This window comes from Acinetobacter sp. BMW17, from assembly GCF_001592855.1.
Lineage (GTDB): Bacteria > Pseudomonadota > Gammaproteobacteria > Pseudomonadales > Moraxellaceae > Acinetobacter > Acinetobacter johnsonii.
Genome location: NZ_LSOD01000005.1, coordinates 1 through 23,766, shown reverse-complemented (window position 1 = coordinate 23,766; position 23,766 = coordinate 1). Strand labels below are relative to the sequence as shown.

At 42.2% G+C, this 23,766-nt stretch carries 24 protein-coding genes and 1 tRNA gene; 16 read left to right on the top strand and 9 right to left on the bottom strand.

Going from position 1 to position 23,766, the window contains the following annotated elements; all coding sequences use genetic code 11:
• Nucleotides 1-31: 31 nt before the first annotated feature.
• The 9 genes from rlmN (at nt 32) to AXW61_RS00530 (ending at nt 9,489) form a co-directional block, all read left to right on the top strand.
• Nucleotides 32-1,267, top strand: a complete 1,236-nt coding sequence (gene rlmN / locus AXW61_RS00570; RefSeq protein WP_004697671.1) for a 23S rRNA (adenine(2503)-C(2))-methyltransferase RlmN — start codon at nt 32-34, stop codon at nt 1,265-1,267.
• 16 nt (nt 1,268-1,283) lie between these two features.
• Nucleotides 1,284-2,084 carry a type IV pilus biogenesis/stability protein PilW gene (gene pilW / locus AXW61_RS00565; protein ID WP_062031315.1) on the top strand — a complete coding sequence of 267 codons (801 nt, stop codon included), beginning with the start codon at nt 1,284-1,286 and terminating at the stop codon, nt 2,082-2,084.
• Nucleotides 2,075-2,851, top strand: coding sequence for a helix-turn-helix domain-containing protein (locus AXW61_RS00560; protein ID WP_062031311.1), 777 nt, complete (start codon nt 2,075-2,077; stop codon nt 2,849-2,851). The genes pilW and AXW61_RS00560 overlap by 10 nt, the downstream gene beginning before the upstream one ends.
• An 18-nt stretch (nt 2,852-2,869) precedes the next feature.
• Nucleotides 2,870-3,985 (top strand): flavodoxin-dependent (E)-4-hydroxy-3-methylbut-2-enyl-diphosphate synthase, encoded by a 1,116-nt coding sequence (gene ispG / locus AXW61_RS00555; RefSeq protein WP_004697677.1) that lies wholly within the window; start codon nt 2,870-2,872, stop codon nt 3,983-3,985.
• Nucleotides 3,982-5,277: a histidine--tRNA ligase gene (hisS, locus tag AXW61_RS00550; protein WP_062031308.1), complete on the top strand. Its 1,296-nt coding sequence runs from the start codon at nt 3,982-3,984 to the stop codon at nt 5,275-5,277. The genes ispG and hisS overlap by 4 nt, the downstream gene beginning before the upstream one ends.
• 27 nt (nt 5,278-5,304) lie before the next feature.
• Nucleotides 5,305-6,003, top strand: a complete 699-nt coding sequence (locus tag AXW61_RS00545; protein WP_062031305.1) for a tetratricopeptide repeat protein — start codon at nt 5,305-5,307, stop codon at nt 6,001-6,003.
• Nucleotides 6,000-7,145, top strand: coding sequence for an outer membrane protein assembly factor BamB (gene bamB / locus AXW61_RS00540; protein WP_058870298.1), 1,146 nt, complete (start codon nt 6,000-6,002; stop codon nt 7,143-7,145). Before AXW61_RS00545 ends, bamB begins: the two co-directional genes overlap by 4 nt.
• 169 nt (nt 7,146-7,314) lie before the next feature.
• Entirely contained in the window at nt 7,315-8,724 is a 1,410-nt protein-coding gene (gene der, locus AXW61_RS00535; RefSeq protein ID WP_004697684.1) for a ribosome biogenesis GTPase Der, read from the top strand.
• A 90-nt stretch (nt 8,725-8,814) separates the two neighbouring features.
• Nucleotides 8,815-9,489, top strand: a complete 675-nt coding sequence (locus tag AXW61_RS00530; protein ID WP_171254033.1) for a 4'-phosphopantetheinyl transferase superfamily protein — start codon at nt 8,815-8,817, stop codon at nt 9,487-9,489.
• A 32-nt stretch (nt 9,490-9,521) separates the two neighbouring features.
• Here AXW61_RS00530 and secF read toward each other — a convergent pair whose 3' ends face one another.
• The 7 genes from secF to queA form a co-directional block, all read right to left on the bottom strand.
• Nucleotides 9,522-10,496, bottom strand: a complete 975-nt coding sequence (secF, locus tag AXW61_RS00525; protein ID WP_005401700.1) for a protein translocase subunit SecF — start codon at nt 10,494-10,496, stop codon at nt 9,522-9,524.
• 8 nt (nt 10,497-10,504) lie between these two features.
• On the bottom strand, nt 10,505-12,406 hold the full coding sequence (secD, locus tag AXW61_RS00520; protein ID WP_058870295.1) for a protein translocase subunit SecD: 1,902 nt from the start codon (nt 12,404-12,406) through the stop codon (nt 10,505-10,507).
• 55 nt (nt 12,407-12,461) lie between these two features.
• Nucleotides 12,462-12,791, bottom strand: a complete 330-nt coding sequence (yajC, locus tag AXW61_RS00515) for a preprotein translocase subunit YajC (protein ID WP_004697692.1) — start codon at nt 12,789-12,791, stop codon at nt 12,462-12,464.
• A gap of 104 nt (nt 12,792-12,895) precedes the next feature.
• Nucleotides 12,896-14,026 carry a tRNA guanosine(34) transglycosylase Tgt gene (gene tgt / locus AXW61_RS00510; protein WP_004697695.1) on the bottom strand — a complete coding sequence of 377 codons (1,131 nt, stop codon included), beginning with the start codon at nt 14,024-14,026 and terminating at the stop codon, nt 12,896-12,898.
• 315 nt (nt 14,027-14,341) lie between these two features.
• On the bottom strand, nt 14,342-14,911 hold the full coding sequence (locus AXW61_RS00505; protein ID WP_004697696.1) for a LemA family protein: 570 nt from the start codon (nt 14,909-14,911) through the stop codon (nt 14,342-14,344).
• Nucleotides 14,912-14,936: 25 nt separating this feature from the next.
• Entirely contained in the window at nt 14,937-15,965 is a 1,029-nt protein-coding gene (locus AXW61_RS00500) for a hypothetical protein (RefSeq protein ID WP_062031300.1), read from the bottom strand.
• A 9-nt stretch (nt 15,966-15,974) separates the two neighbouring features.
• A complete protein-coding gene (queA, locus tag AXW61_RS00495) occupies nt 15,975-17,015 on the bottom strand; it encodes a tRNA preQ1(34) S-adenosylmethionine ribosyltransferase-isomerase QueA (protein ID WP_062031297.1) in 1,041 nt (346 codons plus the stop codon).
• Between the two features lie 184 nt (nt 17,016-17,199).
• Between queA and AXW61_RS00490 the strand changes: the two genes are divergently transcribed.
• Together AXW61_RS00490 and AXW61_RS00485 are read left to right on the top strand one after the other, a co-directional pair.
• Nucleotides 17,200-17,286: transfer RNA gene (locus tag AXW61_RS00490), tRNA-Leu, on the top strand.
• A gap of 187 nt (nt 17,287-17,473) precedes the next feature.
• Nucleotides 17,474-18,781, top strand: a complete 1,308-nt coding sequence (locus AXW61_RS00485; RefSeq protein ID WP_062031294.1) for an integrase arm-type DNA-binding domain-containing protein — start codon at nt 17,474-17,476, stop codon at nt 18,779-18,781.
• Nucleotides 18,782-18,815: 34 nt separating this feature from the next.
• Here AXW61_RS00485 and AXW61_RS00480 read toward each other — a convergent pair whose 3' ends face one another.
• A complete protein-coding gene (locus AXW61_RS00480) occupies nt 18,816-19,085 on the bottom strand; it encodes a hypothetical protein (RefSeq protein WP_062031291.1) in 270 nt (89 codons plus the stop codon).
• Nucleotides 19,086-19,274: 189 nt separating this feature from the next.
• Here AXW61_RS00480 and AXW61_RS00475 point away from each other — a divergent pair, with 189 nt between their 5' ends.
• Nucleotides 19,275-19,595: a hypothetical protein gene (locus tag AXW61_RS00475; protein ID WP_062031288.1), complete on the top strand. Its 321-nt coding sequence runs from the start codon at nt 19,275-19,277 to the stop codon at nt 19,593-19,595.
• 49 nt (nt 19,596-19,644) lie between these two features.
• On the opposite strand, the gene AXW61_RS00470 is transcribed toward AXW61_RS00475, so the two are convergent.
• Entirely contained in the window at nt 19,645-20,412 is a 768-nt protein-coding gene (locus tag AXW61_RS00470) for an HNH endonuclease (protein ID WP_062031284.1), read from the bottom strand.
• A gap of 474 nt (nt 20,413-20,886) precedes the next feature.
• On the opposite strand from AXW61_RS00470, the gene AXW61_RS00465 reads away from it, so the two are divergent.
• The 4 genes from AXW61_RS00465 to AXW61_RS00450 all read left to right on the top strand — a co-directional run bounded on the left by AXW61_RS00465 (nt 20,887) and on the right by AXW61_RS00450 (nt 22,543).
• The gene (locus tag AXW61_RS00465; RefSeq protein WP_062031281.1) at nt 20,887-21,294 is read left to right on the top strand and encodes a hypothetical protein; all 408 of its coding nucleotides are present in this window, start codon (nt 20,887-20,889) and stop codon (nt 21,292-21,294) included.
• A gap of 2 nt (nt 21,295-21,296) precedes the next feature.
• Entirely contained in the window at nt 21,297-21,545 is a 249-nt protein-coding gene (locus AXW61_RS00460; RefSeq protein ID WP_062031278.1) for a type II toxin-antitoxin system Phd/YefM family antitoxin, read from the top strand.
• Nucleotides 21,535-21,822, top strand: a complete 288-nt coding sequence (locus AXW61_RS00455; protein WP_062031276.1) for a type II toxin-antitoxin system RelE/ParE family toxin — start codon at nt 21,535-21,537, stop codon at nt 21,820-21,822. Before AXW61_RS00460 ends, AXW61_RS00455 begins: the two co-directional genes overlap by 11 nt.
• 310 nt (nt 21,823-22,132) lie before the next feature.
• A complete protein-coding gene (locus AXW61_RS00450) occupies nt 22,133-22,543 on the top strand; it encodes a hypothetical protein (RefSeq protein WP_062031273.1) in 411 nt (136 codons plus the stop codon).
• The last annotated feature ends 1,223 nt before the right edge of the window (nt 22,544-23,766 follow it).

Below are 23,766 nucleotides of genomic sequence, written 5' to 3'. Positions count from 1 at the left end.
TTCATCGTTAGACATGGTTTAGGTAATACACATGAGTACTGAAGTGGTCGCTGTCTCTACAGTTTCGGCTGAACAGCAACAATCTCCATCCGCTCCTGCACAGCAAAACTCTGTTGCGAAAGTGAACTTACTTGGCATGTCACGTCCGCAGCTTGAAAAATTCTTCGAAGATATGGGAGAAAAAAAGTTTCGCGCAGGACAGGTGATGAAATGGATTCACCAGTTTTTTGTGACTGATTTTGCAGAGATGACCAATATCTCAGGCAAGTTACGTGAAAAACTTGAAAAACTTTGTGAAATTAAAGCGCCAGAAGTGGTGCATAAAAATTATTCTAAAGATGGTACGCGTAAGTGGGTGTTTCGTGTTGGTGAGGGCGAAGGTTCTTTGGTTGAAACCGTATTGATTCCTGCTGAACATCGCAGTGGTTTGCGCCGTACTTTATGTATTTCATCTCAAGTAGGCTGTGCACTGGATTGTTCATTCTGTTCAACCGGTAAACAAGGCTTTCAGCGTGACTTAAACCCAGATGAAATTATTGGTCAGTTATGGGTCGCAAACTATTCTTATATGGAAGATGTGCCTGTAGCTGAGCGTGAGCGTTCGGTGACTAACGTCGTGATGATGGGGATGGGCGAGCCATTACTCAACTATGATGCCGTATTGAGCTCAATGCGTATTATGCTGGATGACTTTGCTTATGGTATGTCTAAGCGCCGTGTGACCTTATCGACTTCAGGTGTAGTGCCGAAAATTGATCAATTGGCACAAGATATTGATGTTGCATTGGCAATCTCCCTACACGCGCCAAATGACGAACTACGGAATGAATTGGTTCCAATCAATAAAAAATATCCATTGGCACAATTGATTGCAGCATGTCAGCGTTATATCGCTAAAGACGGGAATGAAAGTGCACGTAAGCATGTCACCATTGAATATGTGATGTTGGATGGGGTGAATGATCATCCTGAGCATGCGCAGCAGATGATTAAACTGTTGAAGAACTTACCAAGTAAAATTAATTTAATTCCGTTTAATCCATTTCCACATGCGCCTTATGGTCGTTCAAGTCGCAACCGCATTATTTCTTTCCAAAAAACTTTGTCTGATGCTGGATTTGTGTGTACGATTCGTCAAACGCGTGGTGATGATATTGATGCTGCCTGCGGACAATTGGTTGGGCAAGTGGCTGATCGAACACGTCGTGCTGAGCAGTGGAAAAAGAAAGTAGCAGAGAAAAACGAGATTCTACGTTCACAAGGATAATATAAGGGGATGCCAATTGAAAAAACCCGTTTCTAAACTTTACCTTGCGCTGACACTGGGTGTGTCAGTGTGGTACTTGGTGGGTTGCCAAACCGTGAATACGAAAGGTGATCCAAGTAAAGCAGTACAAGTTAGAACGCAATTGGCGGCTGAATATATTAAGTCGAATGATTACGATGCTGCGAAACGCACATTGGATCAGGCATTAGACATCGACTCTCGTGATGCATCTGCAAATATGATGATGGGCGTATTGTTACAGCGTGAAGGCAGTCCGCAAAATGTGGAAAAGGCAGAGCGTTATTTTAAGCATGCAATTGCGGCTGAGCCAAAAAATGCACAGGCTCGTAACAACTACGGTACGTATTTATATCAAATTGGGCGTTATAATGACGCGATTGATCAACTTCAAGTTGCAGGTTCAACTTTAGGGTATGATCAACGTTATCGAGCATTGGAAAATTTAGGTCGTGCGTATATACAAGTAGGTCGAGTGGCGGAAGCAGAAGCTGCTTTTAAACAAGCCCTACAGGTAAACTCAGGTGCCTATCTTGCCATGATCGAAATGGCGGAAATTTCATATTTACGTCAGCAAAATGCTGAAGCTACGCAGTACTATGAACAGTTTGTGCGAGCGGTTGGCGAGAAAAACTTAGATGCACGTGCGCTTTGGATTGGGATCCGAATTGCGCGAGCAAATCATGACACGATGGGTTCGCAAGTACTGGTCAACCAGCTACGTGCATTGTATCCAGACAGTCAAGAATACAAACGTTATTTGCAATTACAGTACACTACTGAGGCCGTATGGAAGTAAATCCTAATTCACCACAATCGAATGGTTCTAGCAATGCTTTAGGAAATATCCAACGTCCGGGTGATTATCTTCGTCAAATTCGTATTACACAAAAACGTGAATTAAGCGATGTTGCCAAAGAGTTGAATATTCCACTCAAGACTTTAACTGCGCTTGAGCAGGACGAATATACGGTGCTTCCAGAAGCGACCTTCATTAAGGGTTACTATCGTACTTATGCGAAGTTCCTAAAAGTGGATGCTACTACGATTATTCAGCGTTTTGATGACATCTATGCCAATGATACGGGGCTCTTGCCAAATCACGCATTGAATAATTCACCGATTAAAATCATGGGTAAATTACCCGGTTCTAACCGTGACCGTAACCGTAAATGGTTAAAACGTGGACTGATTGCGATTGTTGTAATTGCGATTTTAGCAGCGTTGTTCGGCATGATTCAGAATTGGTCAGGCAGTACAGATGAGACTGCGACTCCGCAGACTGAGTCTGATGTACAAATCATCAATATGAATGGGGCTGCTGCAACCACAGGGGATCAGTTGAAACTTGAGTTCAATCGTCCTACGTCTGTACATATTGTCGATTCAACTGGGAAAGTACTGGCAACAGGGCGTCAAGCCTCTACACTTGAGCTTGCTGGCGAGACACCTTTTCAGATTCGTATCGATGATGCTGCTGCTGTGTCACTCAGCTTAAATAATGAAAGTATTTCATTGTCACCATATACCGTCGGTGGAAAAGCAGATTTCCGCTTGTCACGTTAATGGGATCAAGGAAAAGCAATGATTGTAAATCCAATTAAACGCAAGCCTACTCGTAAGATTCGTGTAGGTTCAGTCTATGTCGGTGGCGATGCACCCATCAGCATTCAAAGTATGACCAATACTGAAACTTGTGATGTGGAAGCAACGCTGGCGCAAATTCAGCGTTGTGCAGATGTAGGTGCGGACATCATGCGTGTTTCTGTACCGACGATGGAAGCGGCAGAGGCTTTTGGTGAAATTCGTAAGCGTTCATCGGTGCCGTTGGTTGCAGATATTCATTTTGATTACAAGATTGCACTGCGTGTTGCAGACTTGGGTGCGGACTGTTTACGGATTAATCCGGGAAATATTGGCTCTGAAGCTAAAATCCGTGAAGTGGTGGCTGCAGCACGTCATAACGATATTTCTATGCGTATTGGGGTGAATGCAGGTTCTCTGGAAAAAGATATTCAAAAGAAATATGGTGAGCCAACCGGTCAGGCATTGCTTGAGTCGGCGATGCGTCATATTGATATTCTAGATCGTTTAGATTTCCATGAATTCAAAGTCTCAGTGAAAGCATCCAATGTCTTTTTAACCATGGATGCTTACCGTCTACTTTCACAGCAAATTGATAATCCGTTACATCTGGGTGTGACAGAAGCTGGGATTTATCGTACGGGTTCAGTGAAATCTGCGATTGCATTGGGCGGCTTGTTGTTGGATGGCATTGGTGACACCATGCGTATTTCCTTGGCAGCGGAACCTGAAGAAGAGATTAAGATTGGTTTTGATATTTTAAAATCACTCAGTCTTCGTTCAAATGGAATCAACTTCATTGCTTGTCCAAGTTGTTCACGTCAAGAGTTTAACGTAATTTCAGTGATGCAAGCCCTAGAAGAGCGTTTAGAAGATATTCGTACCCCAATGGATGTGTCGGTGATTGGGTGTAAAGTGAATGGTCCGGGTGAAGCCAAAGAAGCCGATATTGGTGTAGTTGGTGCAAGTCCCCGTTCACTGGTGTATCGTAATGGTGAAAAGAGTCATTTAATTGACACAAATCAGTTGGTTGACGAAATCGAAACGATGGTTCGTCAGCGTGTTTCAGAGCTTGAAGAAGCTAAATCTAAAGAGATCATCCGTAGTTCATCATGAGTTCAATTGTCGCAATCAAAGGTTTTAATGACATTCTTCCTACGCAAACACCAGCGTGGAGACGTCTTGAACAGCATCTCGCATCATTGATGGATGCGTATGGCTACCAGCAAATTCGTTTGCCTATTGTTGAACAAACCAATTTGTTCAAACGCTCAATTGGTGATGCAACGGATATCGTTGAAAAAGAAATGTACACCTTCTTGGACAAAGGTAATCCGCCTGAGTCTTTGACTTTGCGTCCTGAAGGAACAGCAGGCTGTGTACGTGCCATGCTGGAGCATAACTTGCTTCGCGGTGCGACGCCTCGTGTCTGGTATATCGGGCCGATGTTCCGTTATGAAAAGCCGCAAAAGGGTCGTTACCGTCAGTTCCACCAGTTCGGCGTGGAAACCTTTGGTGTGGCAACCCCAGATATGGATGCTGAGCTGATTTTGATGACGGCACGTCTGTGGAAACGCATGGGTGTAGCAGATAAAGTTCAACTTGAGTTAAATACTCTCGGTGAGTCTGATGAGCGTGCAGCTTACCGTGCGGCATTGGTGGAGTTCTTAGAATCACATAAAAATGATTTAGATGAAGATTCACAGCGTCGTTTAACCACCAACCCACTACGTATCCTTGACTCTAAAGATGCAAAAACCCAAGCCATTTTAGAAAATGCGCCGAAGTTGCATGACTTTATGGGAGAGGAGACACTACAGCATTTTGCCACTTTGCAGCAGTATTTAACCGATGCAGGTGTGAGCTTCGTGATTAACCAAAAGCTGGTGCGTGGCTTAGATTATTACAATAAAACTGTATTTGAATGGACCACCACGCATTTGGGTTCACAAGGCACAGTCTGTGCGGGCGGTCGTTACGATGGCTTAGTGGGTCAGCTTAAAGGCAAGGCCGATCAGTCTGTACCTGCAGTTGGCTTTGCTATGGGCATGGAGCGTTTATTGTTGTTGCTTGAGCAAGTCGAAGACGCTACACCTGTACGTGACTGCGAAATGTTTTTATTGGCAGATCCCGCTTCTCAAGGCAAAGCTTTGGTGCTTGCAGAACAAATTCGTAACCAGTTAGATGCTGCATCAAGCACGCTTCGTTTGAAAGTTGGATCACATGGTTCAATGAAGTCGCAAATGAAAAAAGCGGATCAGTCTGGCGCATTGTTTGCCCTCATTTTGGGTGAGCGCGAGGTGGAAGCTGCTCAGTTTGCCGTAAAAGAGTTGGCGACAGCTGAACAAACTTTGGTTGCGGTGGATGACATCGTACCATTTATGATTGAAAAATTTTCTTCAAAATAAGCCAAAATATAAGGAAAGGGTAGTCACATGAGCGCATTAAGTGATGAAGAACAACTTGATAGTTTAAAGTCTTTCACTAAGAAATATGGTTCAGCCATTATTAGTGGGATTTTAATTGCGCTGATTGCCTTTTTTGGATGGCAATACTGGCAGAAGAAGACTTTAGCCGAGAACCAAATGAACACGGCTAAAGTTCAACAATTGATGGATGAAGCACGTGCAACGCAAGGCGATGCATTTACAGCTTTGTCTGCAACTGCCGACAAAATTGTGAAAGAAGCACCAGATTCGGCGCAAGCCATTCAAACGCAATTGTTAATGGCAAAATTGGCCTATGACAAAGCGGATTATGCTGGTGCTGAAAAAGCGTTGAAGAAAGTTGAAAACTCGAAAGTGGATGACGACGGCTTAGTGCAAATTGTGAAATTGCGTTTAGCGTATGCACAATTGGCGCAAAAGAAGTTTGATGATGCGATTAAAAACCTCGCATTGGTAAAAGATCCTGCTTTTAAAGCGACAGCCGATGAAGCTTTGGGCGATGTCTATGTGGCTAAAAATGACATCGATAATGCGAAAAAAGCCTATCAAAGTGCATGGGATCAGTTGGTTGAACGTAAACAAGAACGCCAAATTTTACAAATTAAACTCGAAAGTGTTGGTATTTTAGTTGATGATCCTGAAATCGAACGTCCACTTATAGAAACAGCAGCGGAAGAAACTGAATGAATAGAAAATACAAAATTTCGTGCGCATTAACCGTATTAACTTTAGCACTTGCGGGTTGCGCAAGTAGCGGAAAAGTAGAAGAAGTTAAGCCGAATCCACTTCCAAAATTGACGCAGGCGAAAACCCTGACTCCTGTATTTTCTCAAAGTGTGTCTTCAACTTCGACTGCTGATCCTTTACGTTTACGCTTAGATGCAGACAACGGTGTAGTTTTTGCACTTGACCCTAAAGGTGTCGTAACGGCATATCAAGGTAAACAAAAACTATGGCAGAAAGAAGTATCTAAAGCCGGTTTGAGTTCAGGCGTTGAAGCTGCCGATGGTCATGTCATTGTAGGTAACGCCAAAGGTCAATTGTTTGCTTTAGATCAGGCAACTGGCGAGCAAAAATGGACAGCACAATTAACGGGTGCACTTCTTGCGCCATCGTTGATTCAAGCGGGTCGTGTTATTTCTGTCAGTAATGATGGCACTGTTTTTGCGCATGATTTGGCAACAGGTCAGCAAGTGTGGACCTATAACTTACCGAATGTACAACTTAGCTTACGTGGTAATGCAGCGCCTGTTCCTGTCGATGCGCGTACAGTGCTGATTTCTTCAGCTAATGCCTATGTTTATGCTTTAGATGTGCTCACTGGTGTACCACGTATGCAGCGCCGTGTAGCTGTGTCGGATGGTCGTTCGGATATTCAACGTTTGAATGATGTTGATGGTGATCCTGTAGTAGCAGGTCAGTACTTGATTACCACCAGCTATCAAGGTCAAGTGACCATGACAGATTTGGCTTCACAGCAAGTGGTGTGGAGTGAGGACTCAAGTAGTACGCAGCGCCCTGAAGTGGTGGGTAATGGTGTATTTGTGGCGCAAACTGACGGTAAGTTGGTGGCTTATGAAATTAGCACGGGTCAAAAGCTTTGGGAAAATGACAGCTTGCTGAACCGCCAATTGAGTAATCCAGTGATGTTGGGCCAAGATCTGATTGTTGGTGATTTGGATGGCGTATTGCACATGCTGAACCCTGCGACAGGTGAACTGATTGGTCGTGCGAAGACGTCTGGTGAAGTGCGTACTTTACGTGTGATTGATGATCAACTCTATGTTGCGACACGAAAGGGTGCATTAAGCATTTGGCAGAATCGTTAATTCTGTTCGACTTATGTTAAACTAGTCGAAATTCGTATTTTTTTAAATTCCTCGGGGTGTTTGCTTAGTCAAAACCCCGAGTTTTTATTCAGGTTTTTCACCTAATTTTTCTTCCAGTTTCTGATGTTCAGACCAGTCTCACTGGCTGATCTTGAATAAAGGTTAATCTATGAAACCCGTAATTGCGCTCATTGGTCGTCCGAACGTCGGAAAATCAACGCTATTTAACCAGATCACCAAAAGCCGAGACGCGCTTGTTGCTGACTTTGCCGGTCTGACTCGTGACCGTAAATATGGTGATGCTGTATTTCAAAATAAGTCTTTCATTGTGGTTGATACTGGTGGTATTGGCGAAAATGAAGGCGGTATCGACTCTTACATGGCGGAACAGTCTAAAACAGCCATTAATGAAGCTGATATTATTGTCTTCGTAGTCGATGCACGCGCAGGCCTACTCGCATCGGATGAGCAAATTGCGCGTGAGCTACGTACACTGGGTAAGAAAGTTTACCTAGTGGCGAACAAAGTTGATGGTGTACATGCCGAAGCTGCACTTGTTGAATTTTACAAGTTGGGTATGGGCGAACCTATGCAAGTGGCTGCGAGCCATGGTCGTGGTGTACAGCAAATGCTTGAAGATGTGCTTTCAAGTGTGCCTGAAGATGAAGATGCAGATGAACACGACAAGAACACAGGCTTACGTTTAGCGATTATTGGTCGTCCAAACGTCGGTAAATCGACGCTGGTGAACCGTTTGTTGGGTGAAGAGCGTGTAGTTGCATTTGACCAACCGGGGACAACCCGCGACTCGATCTATATCCCGTATGAACGTGATGGTCGTCAGTACACCTTAATCGATACTGCAGGTGTGCGCCGTAAAGGTAAAGTTGATGAAATGATTGAGAAGTTCTCAATTGTGAAAACACTCCAAGCCATTAAAGATGCCCATGTTATCGTGGTTGTACTTGATGCACGTGAAGGTGTGGTTGAGCAAGATCTACATTTGATTGGTTACGCGCTTGAAGCGGGCCGTGCGATGGTGATTGCGATTAACAAATGGGACAATATGTCTGAGTATGATCGTAAACAATGTAAATTGGATGTTGATCGTCGCTTTGACTTTATTCCTTGGGCGAAAGTGCATTTGATTTCTGCATTGCATGGTACGGGTGTGGGAGATCTATATCCATCGATTCACCGTGCTTATGACTCGTCACATTTGAAAGTTTCACCTGCAAAAATCACACAAATTTTAAGTGATGCTACGGATGCGCACCAACCGCCAATGGTCGGTGGTCGCCGCATTAAAATGCGTTATGCACATATGGGCGGACAAAATCCACCTACGATTGTGGTGCATGGTAACAAAGTTGATAAAACCCCTGCGGATTATCGTCGTTATTTAGAAAACGTATTTCGTAAAGTGTACAAACTTGAAGGTACGCCAGTGCGTATTGAGTTTAAAACCTCTGAAAACCCATTTGAAGGACGTAAGTCACAGGTGGATGAACGTACTGCAGCGCGTAAGCGTCGTTATGTTCAGAAATTTAAGAAAGCTGAGAAGAAATTCAAACGCTAATCAGGCATTAAGGTTTTGATGCTGAAAAGCCCAAAGTGATCTTTGGGCTTTTTTATTTTATGATGCATGAAACCAGAATAGGAAGGCAAAGTGGCAAGGACAATACGTGTTGAGCTGAAAAAGATTGAAGACATTGTGCAGGTGGATCACAGCCTGTCACGTGTTGAGCAAATTGCACAGCGAAAACAAGCCATTTATCAATATCGTAATCAATGCTTATCCGAACAACGGCAGATGGTTGTGGATGATCACTCCATTGCACTGAGTGAGACAGGTAAACCTTATTTGCTTGATCAGCCTTCCTTTCATTTTAATCATAGCCACAGCCAAAATTACTATGCTTTAGCTATGAGTGAGCGGGTGCAGGATCTAGGCGTGGATGTGGAAGAGTTGAGTCGAAAAGTACGCTTTGAGGCTTTGGCTAAACATGCTTTTCACGTAGAGGAACTTCGCTTGTGGCAACAGTGCGATCAGGACAAAGAATACTGGTTTAAAGTCTGGACCACCAAAGAAGCTGTGCTTAAAGCCTCGGGTTTAGGCATTCGTTTAAACTTAAATGAACTGAATACCCAAGTATATCCAACGCATAATGGCGGCATGTGTAGTCATCCGCTGATTGGGAGTTTTGCCTATCTGAATTTTGAGTTAGGAGATGTGATGCTGACCGTGGCTTGGCGGGCAGAGCAGTCCTGTCGTGGCTATGCGTTGCCTCAGATAGAGTTTGTACAACACCTTCACACCGACATAAAAAAGCCTCTCGATTGAGAGGCTTTCTTTTTTCACACTATGGTGTGCATTTATGGAATTTCATTTTCTTCTTCAAACTCAGGCTTCACTTGAACAATGAAGTCTTGACGGTTTAAGCCACGCCATAAAGCAAAAGCTGTACCGATGTAGATTGAAGAGTAGGTACCCACAAAAACACCCACAAACATCGCAACAGAGAACCATTTAAGGCCATCACCACCGAGGATCATCATCGAGATCACCACCAGCAATAAAGTCATTGAGGTGTGAATGGTACGACGTAGGGTCTCAGTTAAAGCGATGTTGACGATCTCTAAAGGCGAAGCGCCACGAATCTTACGGAAGTTTTCACGAATACGATCCGAAACAACAATGTTGTCATTCAGTGAGAAACCAATCAGAGCCAGAATTGCAGCCAATACAGTTAAGTCAAATGGCCACTGCATCATGGCAAAAATACCGATGGTGACCACCACGTCATGGAACAAAGACAGTACAGCACCCATCGCCAGTTTGAATTCAAAGCGAATCGTTACGTAGACCAACATCAGCAGTAACGCTAAAGCCACAGCACCCGCTGAGCGAATGTAGAGTTCATTGCCGACTTGTCCACCCACCACATCAACTTTGTTAACTGAAGCAGAGTTACCCGGTAGCTGTACAGCTTGGGTAATGGTTTTGGTTAAGTCTTCTGCGGCTGTGTCTTCTTGTACAGGCATACGCACAATCAAATCACGATCTGAACCAATGGTTTGTACCACAGGGTCATGAAAGCCAGCTTTGGTCAGTGCAGCAGAGACATCGGCCGACTTCACTGGTTTGCTATAGTTCAATTCGGCAGAAATACCACCAGTAAAGTCCAAACCTAAGTTAAGACCCTTGGTGAAAATAAAGAATAGGCTGCCAATGGTTAAGACAATAGAAAGAATGGCTGCAGGCAGCGCAATCTTCATAAAATCAATTACACGTTCATCATCTGGACGGCCGTATTTTTTTGAATCTTGTTGAGTCACATCAGTCATCATCGATCTCCTTATATGCTCAACTTTTTCAAGTTACGTTTTTTTCCATAAATGAGCTGTACAATCGCACGTGTTACTGTAATAGCAGTAAACATAGAGCAGATAATACCGATCATTAAGGTCACAGCGAAGCCTTTAATTGGGCCTGTACCGATAGCAAATAGGATAAACGCAACCAAGAACGTGGTTAAGTTTGAGTCGAAAATGGTGTTATAAGCACGGTCATAACCCGCCACAATGGCTTGTTTGGGTGATGCCCCCCACTTCATTTCTTCACGTATTCGCTCACAGATCAAGACGTTGGCATCGACTGCCATACCAATGGTAATCACAATACCCGCAATACCCGGCAGGGTAAGGGAAGCACCAATCCAAGACATGACCGTTAGAATCATGGCTAAGTTGAAGACCAAGGCAAAGTTAGCAATTAAGCCAAAGAGACGGAAGAAGACTACCATCCAGATTGCTACCAGTAAGAAACCGATTTGAGTCGATAGCACACCTTTATCAATGTTTTCTTGACCGAGGCTTGGACCAACAACACGCTCTTCAACAAAGTACATTGGCGCAGCAAGTGCACCAGCACGTAGCATTAGTGCGAGTTCAGACGCTTCTTGAGGCGAGTCTAGACCCGTGATACGGAATTGAGAGCCGAGTACTGCTTGAATAGTTGCAGCGTTAATCACGACAGACTCTGCATAAGGTGTACGGACTTCAGTTTGAGCACCAGTCGCAGGATCGGTGATATAGCTAATACGTTGTTTATTTTCAATGAACAACACAGCCATACGCTTACCCACCGCATTACGGGTTGCATCGGCCATCAGTTTGCCACCTGCTGTGTCTAAGGTAATGTTTACCTCAGCACCGCCAGTGTCTTGGCTAAAGCCACTTGATGCGTTTTGAACACGCTCACCCGTTAAAATACGGTTACGGTTTAAAAGTAATTCACGTCCGCTGTCTAAAGACTGATATGCAAAAAGCTCGGTTCCTGGTGGAAGCGGTTGACCATTGCTCTTGCCGGTATAAGGGTCAATCACTTGGTCATTTTGGTCAGAGACCAAACGGAACTCTAGGTTTGCTGTACGACCCAAGACACGTTTTGCTTCAGCAGTGTCTTGAACACCTGGAAGCTCAACCACAATGCGGTTACTACCTTGTGTTTGTACCAAGGCTTCTGCCACACCTAACTCATTAATACGGTTACGTAAAGTGGTTAAGTTTTGGTTCACTGCATAAGATTGAATTTCTTGGCGGCGAACATCGGTATAGGTTAAGCGTAAGGTTGAACCTGTCGCAGTTGCGACCGCTTGCTGATTAAACTCATTACCATTGCTACGTAAGTAGTCTTGAGCCGCAGTACGATCATCATTGTTGGCGAACTGAACGGTAATGGTGTTGTTGTTTAATGCAAGGCTGTTAAATTTAATTTTGTTGTCACGGAACTGACGACGTAAATCAGTCGCAGAGGTTTCCATGCGTTGAGCAATCGCTTTATCCATATCCACTTCTAATAAGAAGTGAACACCACCACGTAAGTCCAGACCGAGCTTCATTGGTTTTGCACCAATTTTTTGTAGCCACTCTGGCGTGGTTGGTGCCAAGTTCAACGCGACAACATAGTCATCACCAAGGCCACGACGTAACGCTTCTTTGGCTTTTAATTGTGCTTCGCTAGAGTCAAGACGTAACAGTGCAGCATTATTGCTAAAACTGTTGTCATGGCTTGAAATGCTTTCAGATTTTAAAATCTGCTCTGCTTTTTGTACGATGCTTTGGTCAATTTGGGTACCAGCTTTGGCACCAGAAATTTGAACCGCAGGCTCATCTGGATACAAACTAGGCAGGGCATATAATGTACTGATCGTCAAAACCACGAGAATCAGTAGATATTTCCATGCTGGGTAACGCATTTGTTTTCTTCTTAAAATGAAAAAAGTCGTGCGGATGCACGACTAATTTTTTTGATTAAAGGTTATTTAATGTGCCTTCAGGAAGAACTGAAATCACACTTGCGCGTTGGATTTTTACGTCTACACCACGGCTCAGTTCAACCACTGCAAAGTCACCTTCGAGTTTAGTGATTTTACCCATGAGGCCACCAGCAAAAACAACTTCACTGCCTACACCAAGACTTTCAACCAAAGAGCGGTGCTCTTTGGCACGTTTAGCTTGAGGGCGCCAAATTAAGAAGTAGAAGATTGCAATAAAAACAGCAATCATCAATAAGTTTGCGACCATACTTGGTTGTTGTGCAGCTTCACCCGCTGCGTGAGCTGTAGAAATAAAAAGGCTCATTTCAAATTCCTAAACTAAAAAAACGGTGACCAACGAATTGATCATAAATAGACTTGTTCTGCAATTTACCTTGTCTTTTTACCAAGCGCAAATGCTCACAACAATTAATCTTGGGGGCAAGGTGGAACTTCTAAACCACGACGTGCATAAAAATCTTCAACAAAGGCATCAAAGCGATCATTATCCAATGCATCACGAATGTCTTGAGTGAAGCGTTGGTAGTAACGTAAGTTGTGAATAGTACCGAGCATTGAACCCAGCATTTCACCACATTTTTCCAAATGGAATAAATAAGCGCGAGTAAAGTTGGTACAGGTATAACAGTCGCAGTGTGGATCCAGCGGACTTTGATCATGACGGTATTTGCTGTTACGGATACGTACTAAACCATCGGTCACAAAATAATGTCCATTTCGGGCATTACGTGTAGGCATGACACAGTCAAACATATCGACGCCACGGCGGATGCCTTCTACGATGTCCTCAGGTTTACCCACGCCCATCAGGTAGCGCGGTTTGTCTGCTGGCATTTTTTCTGGAAGATAATCCAGCACTTTAATCATTTCTTCTTTTGGTTCACCGACCGATAGACCACCAATGGCATAACCGTCAAAACCTACTTCAAGCAAGCCTTTTAAAGACTCATCACGTAAGTCTTCATACATACCACCTTGAATAATGCCGAATAGCGCATTTTTATTTTCAAGCACATCATGATGCTGAGTCTTACAACGCTTTGCCCAACGCAATGACAATTGTAGCGACTTTTGTGCTTCTTCATGCGTTGCAGGATAAGGCGTACATTCGTCAAAAATCATCACGATGTCAGAGTTCAATGTATGTTGGATGTCCATTGAGATTTCAGGAGACAAAAATACTTTAGAACCGTCAATTGGAGAGCGGAACGTTACGCCATCTTCTTTAATTTTACGCATCGCGCCCAAACTGAAGACTTGGAAGCCGCCTGAATCGGTCAGAATGGGTTTATCCCACTTCATGAATTTATGCAGACCGCCGTGCTCTTTAATTACTTCAAGGCCAGGGCGTAGGTAAAGATGGAAGGTGTTACCTAAAATAATTTGCGCTTTGATGTCTTCAATATCACGCGGGAGCATGCCTTTCACCGTACCATAAGTACCGACAGGCATGAACACAGGGGTTTCAACCACACCGTGCTCTAAAGTTAAACGACCACGACGGGCGCGACCCGACTGACCTAATTTTTCAAACTTCATAGAATATCCTGAACAAGAGCAAAGCACTGCTCTGCTTGCAGCGCAAGAGCGAAAAAACAGTTCGCCGCTAAAAGGAGGCTATTTTCCTTGATTATGCAAATAAACACCAGTGTTGTAACACTTTTAACGCAAAGCTTTTCTGAGCAGGGTGATGTGCTGTAAGGGTTGTTCCAGTTTGAATTTATGTCATCGTGGCGAGTGAGTCGTGATTAGGACGAAAAGAGTTGATCGGATGGACGAGGTTGTGAATATAGAGGTTAAAAAGGCACTCAAAATGAGTGCCCTGGATGTGTTATTTGTGTTAAAGCGATCTTTTTAGTTGAAATTGGGACGGTAATCAAAATTTTGCAGCGCAGCAGCGTCACGGAATGGACGTACCGCTTTTTTACCCACGGTCATGGTGTTTACAATGTTGTTCGGAAAGATTTGAATGTGGTTGTTAAACAGTTCGACATTGCGGTTAAAGATGCTGATCGCAGCACCGACATTTTCGTTTTGCTCTTCAATCTCATTCATCATTTTGAGATAAATATCATTGGCTTTGAGTTCAGGGTAGTTTTCGACCACAACATTGAGGCTACGCATCAGCTCTTGGTTCAATGCTTCAATGCGCTGTAATTGGTTGACATCTGTATTGTTTAAGTTCAGGTTGAGAATGTTCTGACGGAGCTCAGTGACTTTTTCCAAGGTGCCTTTTTCAAAGCTGGAGTATTGTTCGACCAGTGGCTCTAAACTATCTAGAATTTTTATTTTTTGACGCTCATAGGTTGCTACATCCGACCATGCGCGAATGGTTGCATTGTGGTGTCTGACAATATTATTGCGAATGACGATTATGCCAAACACGATTGCAATAATAATCAAGAAGAAAATCAATAGCCCCATACAGTCCTCAAACGGCAAAATGTCATTATTTTAAAAATTGCGTTAGATCAGATTCTAAGCACTCTAGATAAGGTAATTTAAAAGTACGTAAGTGTCCACGTAATGTCGAAATGTCATTGATTTTTTTTGCTTTGCTGGAGATTTCAAACAGGTTTTGTGGGCTGATATAGCACAAGATATTTTTTTCAGGATGAAAAAGTAAATCGCCTTCACGGGAACGGAAAAAATTGGCAGTACGTAGCACAAATGCAGGGGAGAGGAGTTTGGCCATCTGCATTTGGTCAGTGCCAAAAAATTTGAGTTTCTGGTTAATCTGAATATCACTGCTATGCCATGGAAAACTATAAGGATAATAAAATTTTTTATTGTATGCGGTAATTGCGAGTCCTTGCGTGGGTACCTCAAAGACAAAACATCCCCATAAGTCTTTATGCACTTCTTTTACTTTTAGCTCATTGCCATCTTTATCACGTAGGCGAATTTCATCAACAAAATGATATTGAAACAACAAAACCTGATGTTGTTGTCCTGCTTCATCCTGCCAAGTGGTACTGGCGTAGTAAGGAATATCGTTGCTGATGGTGCCTTGATTAAAAATTGGAAACAGCTGCTTTAAATGGGCAATAAAAAATGCAGGTTGTAGGGCCACGCCCATATGCTGCGGAGGGCTAAACTCGTTGAGCTGGTATTTTTTATGAATAATTTGTTTTTCGAGATAGTCGGTGACCTCTTCAAGAGGATCATCTTGCTCATAACTTAAATAGGCCCAAAGTAGACAGCCTAAGCCGAATAAAAAGCTGAATAAGGTCCAAATGTGCTCTCCGGCAAAGAACACCGGCACAATAAAAAAAATGCCGACTATTCCAAGTAGAATAGGCAGCACATTTTCAAATTTCAGGGTAATCGGGGCATTCCAAGGATGCAGTCGGTCAAGAATGTCTTGTGCAGAATCTGCCCCTTGACCGATGTCCCAAAGCCTGTCGATATTATCAAACACAACTTTATTCTTTTTACGTCGAATATGAATGGAATGTTTAATCGTATCGATAGGCATGTGAGGTTCTTATTTGGGTTGAAGTTGGTCGACTAACATGGCATCGCCATAACTAAAGAAGCGATACTGGTTGGCTACCGCATGTTGATAAGCTGCCAAAATATTATCACGATTTGACAACGCTGAAACCAACATCAAGAGGGTCGATTCAGGCAGATGGAAGTTGGTGATAAGACGATCCACCACTTTGAACTCATAACCTGGATAGATAAAAATTTGAGTATCTCCCGTCCATGCTTTGAGTTCACCATCATGTGCCTGCGCTGCACTTTCTACGGCACGGGTGGCGGTTGTTCCAACAGAAATGACTTTATTACCACGCGCTTTGGTTTGGCGAATCAGCTCAACGGCGTGCTCTGGAACATCACACCATTCACTGTGCATAATGTGATTGGCAATGTCATCGGTACGTACAGGTAGAAAGGTACCAGCACCCACATGTAAAGTGACAAAGGTTTTTTGAATACCTTTGGCTTCGAGTTGATCCAACAGCTTTTGGTCGAAGTGTAAGCTTGCGGTAGGTGCAGCGACACTGGCTAACTTGGTTGGATCATTAAATACTGTTTGATAACGCTCGGTATCAATGGCTTCAGCTTCACGGTTGAAGTAAGGAGGGATCGGAAGTTGTCCGTATAAATCCAGCACCGTTAAAATTGGCTGGGAAAACTCTACAATAAATAAATTTTCATGACGACCTAGCACCGTGACTTTAACGGCATCAGGGCCAATAAAGAGCTCAGCGCTGGCTTTGGGTGTGTTGCTTGCTTTGATGTGGCAGTGTGCAATAAATGCATCTTGCATGCGTTCTACCAGAACCTCGACAGCTCCACCGCTGGCACGTTTGCCTTTGAGACGTGCTTTCATCACTTTGGTGTCATTTAAGACCAGTAAATCACCTGCATCGAGCAAATCTAAAATGTCGGTGAATTGAAAGTCATGATGCTGACCTTGAGCATCGAGGTGTAACAGTCGAGAAGCACTGCGCGTGTCTAAAGGATAACGGGCAATGAGTTCATCGGGGAGGTCGAAATTAAAATCAGAAAGTTGCATGATGGTAAAACAGCGTCAAAATAAGGGAGGTCAAAATTGCGCTTAGTATATGCGTTTTTGCAGAAAAACGCTGAAATTGCACAAATATAAAGCTAAAAAATCAAATATGACTTAAAAATAGCCAATCATTACCAACTTGCGTTGACAAGTTTTTCAAAAAGTTTAATATACGCATCAACACCTTCCCGAGGTGGTGAAATTGGTAGACGCGGCGGACTCAAAATCCGCTGTCAGAGATGACGTGTCGGTTCGAGTCCGACCCTCGGGACCAGATGAAAAGGAAACCCCTTGAGCATATACAGACTCAAGGGGTTTTTTATTGCATAAAAACAAATGCTTGCATGAGATTCTAGTCTGCATCTTTGAGATCACATAAGCCACTTTTTAGGTGGTCACTTCGGAAAATGAGTACCCGAATGAGTACCTGAATTTGGTTTGGGTACTCATTATGGAATCTCATGGCTAGAACTATTAAACCCCTAACAGCTTCTCAAGTTGAAAAAGCGAAACCAATAGAAAAAGAATACAACCTATTTGATGGTGATGGTCTTTATTTGGTTATACGTCCTTCGGGGACAAAAACTTGGATGCTTCGAATAAAAGACACCTTTGGTAAAGTTCATAAATTAAAGTTGGGTGCTTTTCCTGAGATCACTTTAGCATTCGCTCGTGAGAAGCGAGTAGAATACAAGCGAGCTATAGCGGAAGGAAAAGAGCTCGATGAGGTTCTTTGCCGAGGAGAACATGCCTCAAGAGCAGCGAACTCATTAGAACTAATAGCTAGAGCATGGCTTGAGCAGTACGCTAAGCGGAAACCATTAGAAGAACACACTAAGCATAAGCGCATTCGTAAACTTGAAAACCATCTGTTCCCAATGCTGGGTTCGCGCAGTATAGATGAGATCAGGCCTAAAGACTTGCGTTTGGTTTTGAACCATATCTATGAGAAGAGTGCTGATAACGCGCAAAGGATTAGAGCTGACCTTGTTCTAATTTTTAGTTATGCAGTCCAGTATGGTTATATCGAGGTAAACCATGCAAGAGAAATGGAAAGCCTTGACTTGTCTGCTCCTAGAAATCATAGACCAGCATTACCACTTCAAAGATTGCCTGAGTTAATCCAAGGGATTAGAGCTGATACAGGGTATGTGTTGACTAAACTGTGTTTGGAGCTAAGCCTACATATCTTTATACGTTCATCTGAGTTGAGATTTGCGCGATGGAGTGAAATAGACTTGGTAAAGGGGCAATGGGTATTACCTGCAAAGAGAGACCTTGTGAATGGGGTAAAACATTCTGATCGTGGTGCCAAGATGCGAGAGCCCCATATCATTCCCTTGTCTGAACCAGTAGTAGAAATATTACTTAAGGTCAAAAAATTAGGTTGTGGTTCTGAGCTTGTGTTTCCAAGTACTAATGAGAGAACGCCGTTCCTTAGCGAGAATACATTTAATAGTGCATTACGGCGTATGGGCTATGACACGCAGAAGGAACTGTGTTTTCATGGTTTTAGAGCCATGGCACGTTCTGCATTAGGGGAGTGCGGTTTGTTTCAGCGTGATGCCATTGAGAAGCAGATGAGTCATCAAGAGCGTAATAATGTGGTAAGTGCATACACGCATGTTGCAGAGTACCTATATGAGCGTAAACGCATGATGGAGTGGTGGAGCAAGTATCTGATAGATATAGAGGCAAAAGGATTTGTAGCCCCTTATACCTATGTGAATGGTGAGAATGTTATAGAGTTCAAACGTGTGATCGGATAAATAAGAAGGCTCTCCATTTGGAGAGCCTTTTTTATTATAGATCTGAAAGGGCTTTAACTTGTTCGAGAGGAATATAGTCTAAATAGCCTTTTTGCTCCATAAACTGATCAAGAGCTAAAGTGAAACATTCTTGCTTGGTCATTCCTGTTGCCTTGCACATCGTATCTAAATGTCTATGTGCATGAGGGGTGACGATAAAGGTCGATTTCACGGACTTTTCTCGTAGAGGGGTATTCTGTGCAATGATCTCAATTGCTGCTGCTACTGATTTGCGTATTATCGCATCTTCGTTTGTGGTGGTCATAAGGTTCAACTTCCATGTTGATTATCTAAAGTAGAGCTATTTTACTATAGGTAAATTTGGACTACCAAATTTGATTTCAGTGGTAAGTGAGTAAGTAAGTACTTACTTAAGTTGTTGAAAAATATTAATATTTGACTTTGGTTTTTTATTTGTGTAATTTCGAGTCCAAATTTTTTTATGAGAAAGTTTATGATGTGTAATGCGACAGTGCTTCCTTTACTTGATCTTGTACTTGGGGTTTTGCAGCAGTTAAGGAATTCTTTAACTGTATCTACGAATGAATGTAAATATCCGAAAGCTTGGGGGCAACTTGAAAAAGAGTTTGATGCGATTATCGCATTCATTGCTTTAGGTGGAAGGACAGGGCGAAGTACAACGGAAATACAAGATCAGTTTTCGGATATGATGAATTCAGGCAAACTTCGAGAAAGGCTAAATTGGCTATTAGATGAAAAGAAGATCATAAAAAGTGTTGGGGCCAAGTACACGAATTTTTACTTCTTGAATTGAGCTGTTTCATTCCTTAGGTCTGGCAAGACCTAAGGAAGACTATTTATGCTTATAACTGATATGCTGTACGATGCCAATGTAAGAATTTTCTATGCTGTTCATCAATTTGGCGTAGTTTCATAGCTGAATGTAAACCAAGTAATTTACAGTCAGCATCATTTAGTTTTGGATTGATAATAATTAAGCCATCATCATCAAAACTGATGTCACCCTTATCAAATAAGGTGTCCAAATTTGGTGTTAGCAGCAGCCCATTGAATGGATCTAAGCGAGCTGATTCATCAATTGCCCATGGGATAATGTGCGAAGCCTTGAGATGCTCGATATGGTTATATCCGGTAACAGAGCAACCACCCCAATAGTTTTGTAGTGCTTCTCTAAATTTATCCTGACCAACTCGCACTTTTGTTAATGCTTGGGATTCAGTAACTGGTTCCTGAGTCTTTAAGTGGGGCGTACAAGTCGCATTAGTTTGTAAGCCAAATATTAAATTAATAAATTGATGTAGTTGAGCTTTCGTCTCAAAGTCAAAGGTAAGGGCAGGATTGGAAGATGCTCCAGCAGGGGTATAACCTTTGTAGTTTGAGCTACGACCAACAACTCCGCCGTGTACTGTAATAGCTTTTGCTGCTTCTAGCTTAGATTCGTACTGCAAGGGGATAGCCAAGATTAACTTTTTACTCTCTTCGGGTTTTTTAATATGAACCAAATGAGATAAAGCAGGATGATTTAAGCGGTATACTTTTTTTGTACTGCCATTCTCAACAAATCCTAAATTTAATAGCTCTGAAAGAATCGTTTCTGCTATTAGATACATACTTTTATAACCCCTCAATGTGATTCATTTAAGTATGAAGGGCGGTAGTAGGAAGTTTATGGAAAAAGTGATCTTAGTGAACTATTTGTTTGATTTGTAGTCTTTTGGGTTATTAAGTTAGATAGGATATTTGTGAGAATTGATAGCACTGGTGCTTTGCATTATATTAAAAGAGTGGCTGTCACCACCCCAACCTAGTTTTAGTAAACTGCTCTACTGATCAGCACTAGAACTACGAACACGATGACTATTGTGATAGGTCGCATCGTATAAAGCCTCCTTGTAAAAGGGGGCTTTTCTTTTATGGTTTAAAGAAAAGGTGTTTCTGTGACACCAATTAGCCAATGCTGTTGGGGGCAGTATCGCAACTGTTTACCGTGTAGCGAAGTCCTGAATATGTATAAGTGCTTTTAAAAGCACTTTTAAAGACACCTTTATGTGTGGTATCGTCTATTATGTAAACGAGGATACCGTATGGTTTTTGGTGTTAAAGTAATACATTCAGTTGTAGAAAGGATCGAAGATGAGGCTCGTATGCAAGAACTTCATGACCTTTTCTTGCTAATCGATGAGGAGGGTGAACCAACTAATACACAAACAATCCGCGATGTTATGCCTGGCTTAGGCATGATGATAGATAGACCCGGGCTGCATGAAGTTGCTCGTGTTATTCAAGCCATCATTGAACAAGCAGATGTTAAGACTGAATTTGAATCAATTAAGCAGTTAGTCGATAGTCAAAAGTTAGATGAATCAGAGCGAACAAAGCAGATCATTAATAGGCTCAAAAGAGAAGCCAACATATTTCAGCTAATAAAGTACTCAAACCATCTCATATCAATATTTCCCAAACTGCAAACCACAAACTACATAGAGGCTTAACCATGACTCAATTAATCCATGCACGAATGACTGCAAGCATTACTGAACTCAAGAAGAGTCCGATGGATACTGTTTTAGCAGGTAAAGGTGAAGCTGTAGCAATCCTGAACCGTAATACACCAGCGTTCTACTGTATCCCTGCTGAATTGTATGAGCAGATGATGGAACAGTTGGAAGACTTGGAGTTAAACAAAATTGCAGATGCTCGTGCGAATCAGAAGCGCATTCGAGTAAATATAGATGACCTATAATTTAGACTTTTTAGAAGAAGCATTAGAAGAATGGAACAAGCTGAATCCAAGTATTAAGCAGCCATTGAAGAAGAAACTGATAAAGGTTTTAGAGAATCCAAGGATTCCAAAGAACAAACTGTCAGGCCATCATAACCGTTACAAGATTAAGCTTCGTAGCATTGGCTACCGCCTAGTATACGAAGTGATAGATGATGAAGTCATTGTTTTGGTCATTGCTGTAGGCAAGCGAGAAAACAATGCTGTCTATGATAACGCAAACTCTCGTCATTCTTGATGCACATTTAATTTACCTGATCAGATGAAGCTCATACGCCACTCCGTTTGTATGAGCATACATCTGATCAGGTAAAGCCATTCGGGTTAGGGGAAATTACTTAAGTTAGTATGAGGGTAGTGTTCACACTGTTTGAAGCCATAGAGCGAAATACCCCCCGGGGGTCATGTCTGGGAAAAGGATTCTTATGTTGGAGAGTTAACTTTTTAGGTAGATAAGAGCCCTTAGAGTGTGCGCTTCGCGCACTTGAATGGAGAACATAAAAAGATAGTTCCCACTCAACTGAGTTCAATCTACAGGAAGTTTAAACATGATCATCCAAACCAAAGCAATCATCACCTTTACCCAAGAAGACATTATTAATGCGCTTATAACTTATGCTGAAAGCAAAGGTTTTGAAGCCATTAATCAGGACGTTTTAGCGCAAGACATTCCAGAGGAATTAGTGCTTGTGGTTATGAGTAAGCCCGAAGAATTAACAGAAGCTAACTCTAGCAAGTCTCGAGCTATTTCTGCTCCAAGTGAAGCCAAGGTTGCTGAGGCAGTCTCTGATTACCTTTCAAGGGCTCCACAAGAGCCAGTAGCTCAAGGAGCACTTGTGAGTGATGGTAGTGAACCTAGCACCCAAGCCAGTAAACAGAAGCGTATGAGCAGTATCTTTGATGATGATATTGAAGATGTACCAACACCAAAGAAAATGACAGCTAATTTGTTCGCATAGCGAAGCTCTAATTTAGCTAGGCCTATAATTTTGTAGTCTTAGCTAAAAGTAGAAAAGTTAGACAACTTTAAAGAAATTGTATTCTTATCATCCACTTGAAAACTATTTTGCTTGACAGTGATCTTGACAGGTCTAAAATCCCTTTTATTCCCCTAATAGTGCTAAAGAGTGCTTTTAAGGCTTCATTCCAGTGCGCAACGCGCACACTAGCTAGAAGAACTAATAGTACTAAAAGGCTATGAAGTAAAAAAAGAAAACCGATAGTCTAAGTGCTCATTTCGTAATTCCGATATACCACCGAAACCCTGAATCAAATTAGCAGCCTTGAATGCTATGTAGAGCCTATTACAGAGTTATTTGACTCGAGTGCCTTACCGATATATTAAAACTACTCTAAGAGATTAAAACGACTGTATTTAGCCGATAGCTTATCCATATTCTTATGCTGTTAGTTTCTTGTGTTCTTGGTTCCATGAAGTGTGATTAGTCTTCTTTTTTTATAATAGTTCGGGTAACTGATGGGAATTATCCTATCTAGATGATTAGGGATATAACGCCGTTCGGTCTTGTATTCAATCGGTATGCTTAAACGAACTTCTGCTTGAAGTTCAGGAACCAAATTACTTTGAAGATTGAACAGGCATTAAATATCCTATCAAGAAAAAAGTATGAATTATCCTATCTAGATATATGTATGGAGTTGGGTATAAAACTGCATGTAACTAGGTGAGTATGGAGAGATACAAAAAGAAGATAAACGATAGTAATTTATATCAAATGTTTGATTTATATACATTTAATCTAAAATTCTATGGACTTGTCTGTTGACATGATTTACTCTCTATTTCATACAATGCTTGGTCCTAATTTTTAATACTTAACGAACGAAGTGAAGTTAAGTATTAAAAATTAGGACTGTATGGCGTACCTCCAACTTCCCTCCCTTAATTAACCTTCTTTTTCTTCATACCTATTTTAGATGGATTGATCCGATAGGATAATAATCCTCATAGCTAGTCATTGCATGGTTCTAAGTTTGAACAAACGAATACATTGATTAAGTGTAAGGGTAGGCTTAAACGTGAATTGTCATCTAAAATGCGCCCCTCATTTTATTAGGGGGTAGTATTGTCAACGGCATTCTAAAATTGACCCCTTTTACCTTACAAATGGCAAAGTAAAATTGACCCCTTTGATCTCGTATTAAGTTTCAACCTGGGGCT

What these genes read in the sequence shown, in the direction of transcription:
- AXW61_RS00485 (WP_062031294.1), top strand. Translation starts at nt 17,474, where the DNA reads ATGGCTAGAACTATTAAACCCCTAACAGCTTCTCAAGTTGAAAAAGCG.
- AXW61_RS00470 (WP_062031284.1), bottom strand. Translation starts at nt 20,412, where the DNA reads ATGTATCTAATAGCAGAAACGATTCTTTCAGAGCTATTAAATTTAGGA.
- AXW61_RS00455 (WP_062031276.1), top strand. Translation starts at nt 21,535, where the DNA reads ATGACCTATAATTTAGACTTTTTAGAAGAAGCATTAGAAGAATGGAAC.
- AXW61_RS00460 (WP_062031278.1), top strand. Translation starts at nt 21,297, where the DNA reads ATGACTCAATTAATCCATGCACGAATGACTGCAAGCATTACTGAACTC.
- AXW61_RS00500 (WP_062031300.1), bottom strand. Translation starts at nt 15,965, where the DNA reads ATGCCTATCGATACGATTAAACATTCCATTCATATTCGACGTAAAAAG.
- ispG (WP_004697677.1), top strand. Translation starts at nt 2,870, where the DNA reads ATGATTGTAAATCCAATTAAACGCAAGCCTACTCGTAAGATTCGTGTA.
- rlmN (WP_004697671.1), top strand. Translation starts at nt 32, where the DNA reads ATGAGTACTGAAGTGGTCGCTGTCTCTACAGTTTCGGCTGAACAGCAA.
- tgt (WP_004697695.1), bottom strand. Translation starts at nt 14,026, where the DNA reads ATGAAGTTTGAAAAATTAGGTCAGTCGGGTCGCGCCCGTCGTGGTCGT.
- der (WP_004697684.1), top strand. Translation starts at nt 7,315, where the DNA reads ATGAAACCCGTAATTGCGCTCATTGGTCGTCCGAACGTCGGAAAATCA.
- yajC (WP_004697692.1), bottom strand. Translation starts at nt 12,791, where the DNA reads ATGAGCCTTTTTATTTCTACAGCTCACGCAGCGGGTGAAGCTGCACAA.
- hisS (WP_062031308.1), top strand. Translation starts at nt 3,982, where the DNA reads ATGAGTTCAATTGTCGCAATCAAAGGTTTTAATGACATTCTTCCTACG.
- bamB (WP_058870298.1), top strand. Translation starts at nt 6,000, where the DNA reads ATGAATAGAAAATACAAAATTTCGTGCGCATTAACCGTATTAACTTTA.
- AXW61_RS00450 (WP_062031273.1), top strand. Translation starts at nt 22,133, where the DNA reads ATGATCATCCAAACCAAAGCAATCATCACCTTTACCCAAGAAGACATT.
- AXW61_RS00465 (WP_062031281.1), top strand. Translation starts at nt 20,887, where the DNA reads ATGGTTTTTGGTGTTAAAGTAATACATTCAGTTGTAGAAAGGATCGAA.
- AXW61_RS00545 (WP_062031305.1), top strand. Translation starts at nt 5,305, where the DNA reads ATGAGCGCATTAAGTGATGAAGAACAACTTGATAGTTTAAAGTCTTTC.
- AXW61_RS00475 (WP_062031288.1), top strand. Translation starts at nt 19,275, where the DNA reads ATGATGTGTAATGCGACAGTGCTTCCTTTACTTGATCTTGTACTTGGG.
- secD (WP_058870295.1), bottom strand. Translation starts at nt 12,406, where the DNA reads ATGCGTTACCCAGCATGGAAATATCTACTGATTCTCGTGGTTTTGACG.
- AXW61_RS00560 (WP_062031311.1), top strand. Translation starts at nt 2,075, where the DNA reads ATGGAAGTAAATCCTAATTCACCACAATCGAATGGTTCTAGCAATGCT.
- AXW61_RS00505 (WP_004697696.1), bottom strand. Translation starts at nt 14,911, where the DNA reads ATGGGGCTATTGATTTTCTTCTTGATTATTATTGCAATCGTGTTTGGC.
- queA (WP_062031297.1), bottom strand. Translation starts at nt 17,015, where the DNA reads ATGCAACTTTCTGATTTTAATTTCGACCTCCCCGATGAACTCATTGCC.
- AXW61_RS00480 (WP_062031291.1), bottom strand. Translation starts at nt 19,085, where the DNA reads ATGACCACCACAAACGAAGATGCGATAATACGCAAATCAGTAGCAGCA.
- secF (WP_005401700.1), bottom strand. Translation starts at nt 10,496, where the DNA reads ATGATGACTGATGTGACTCAACAAGATTCAAAAAAATACGGCCGTCCA.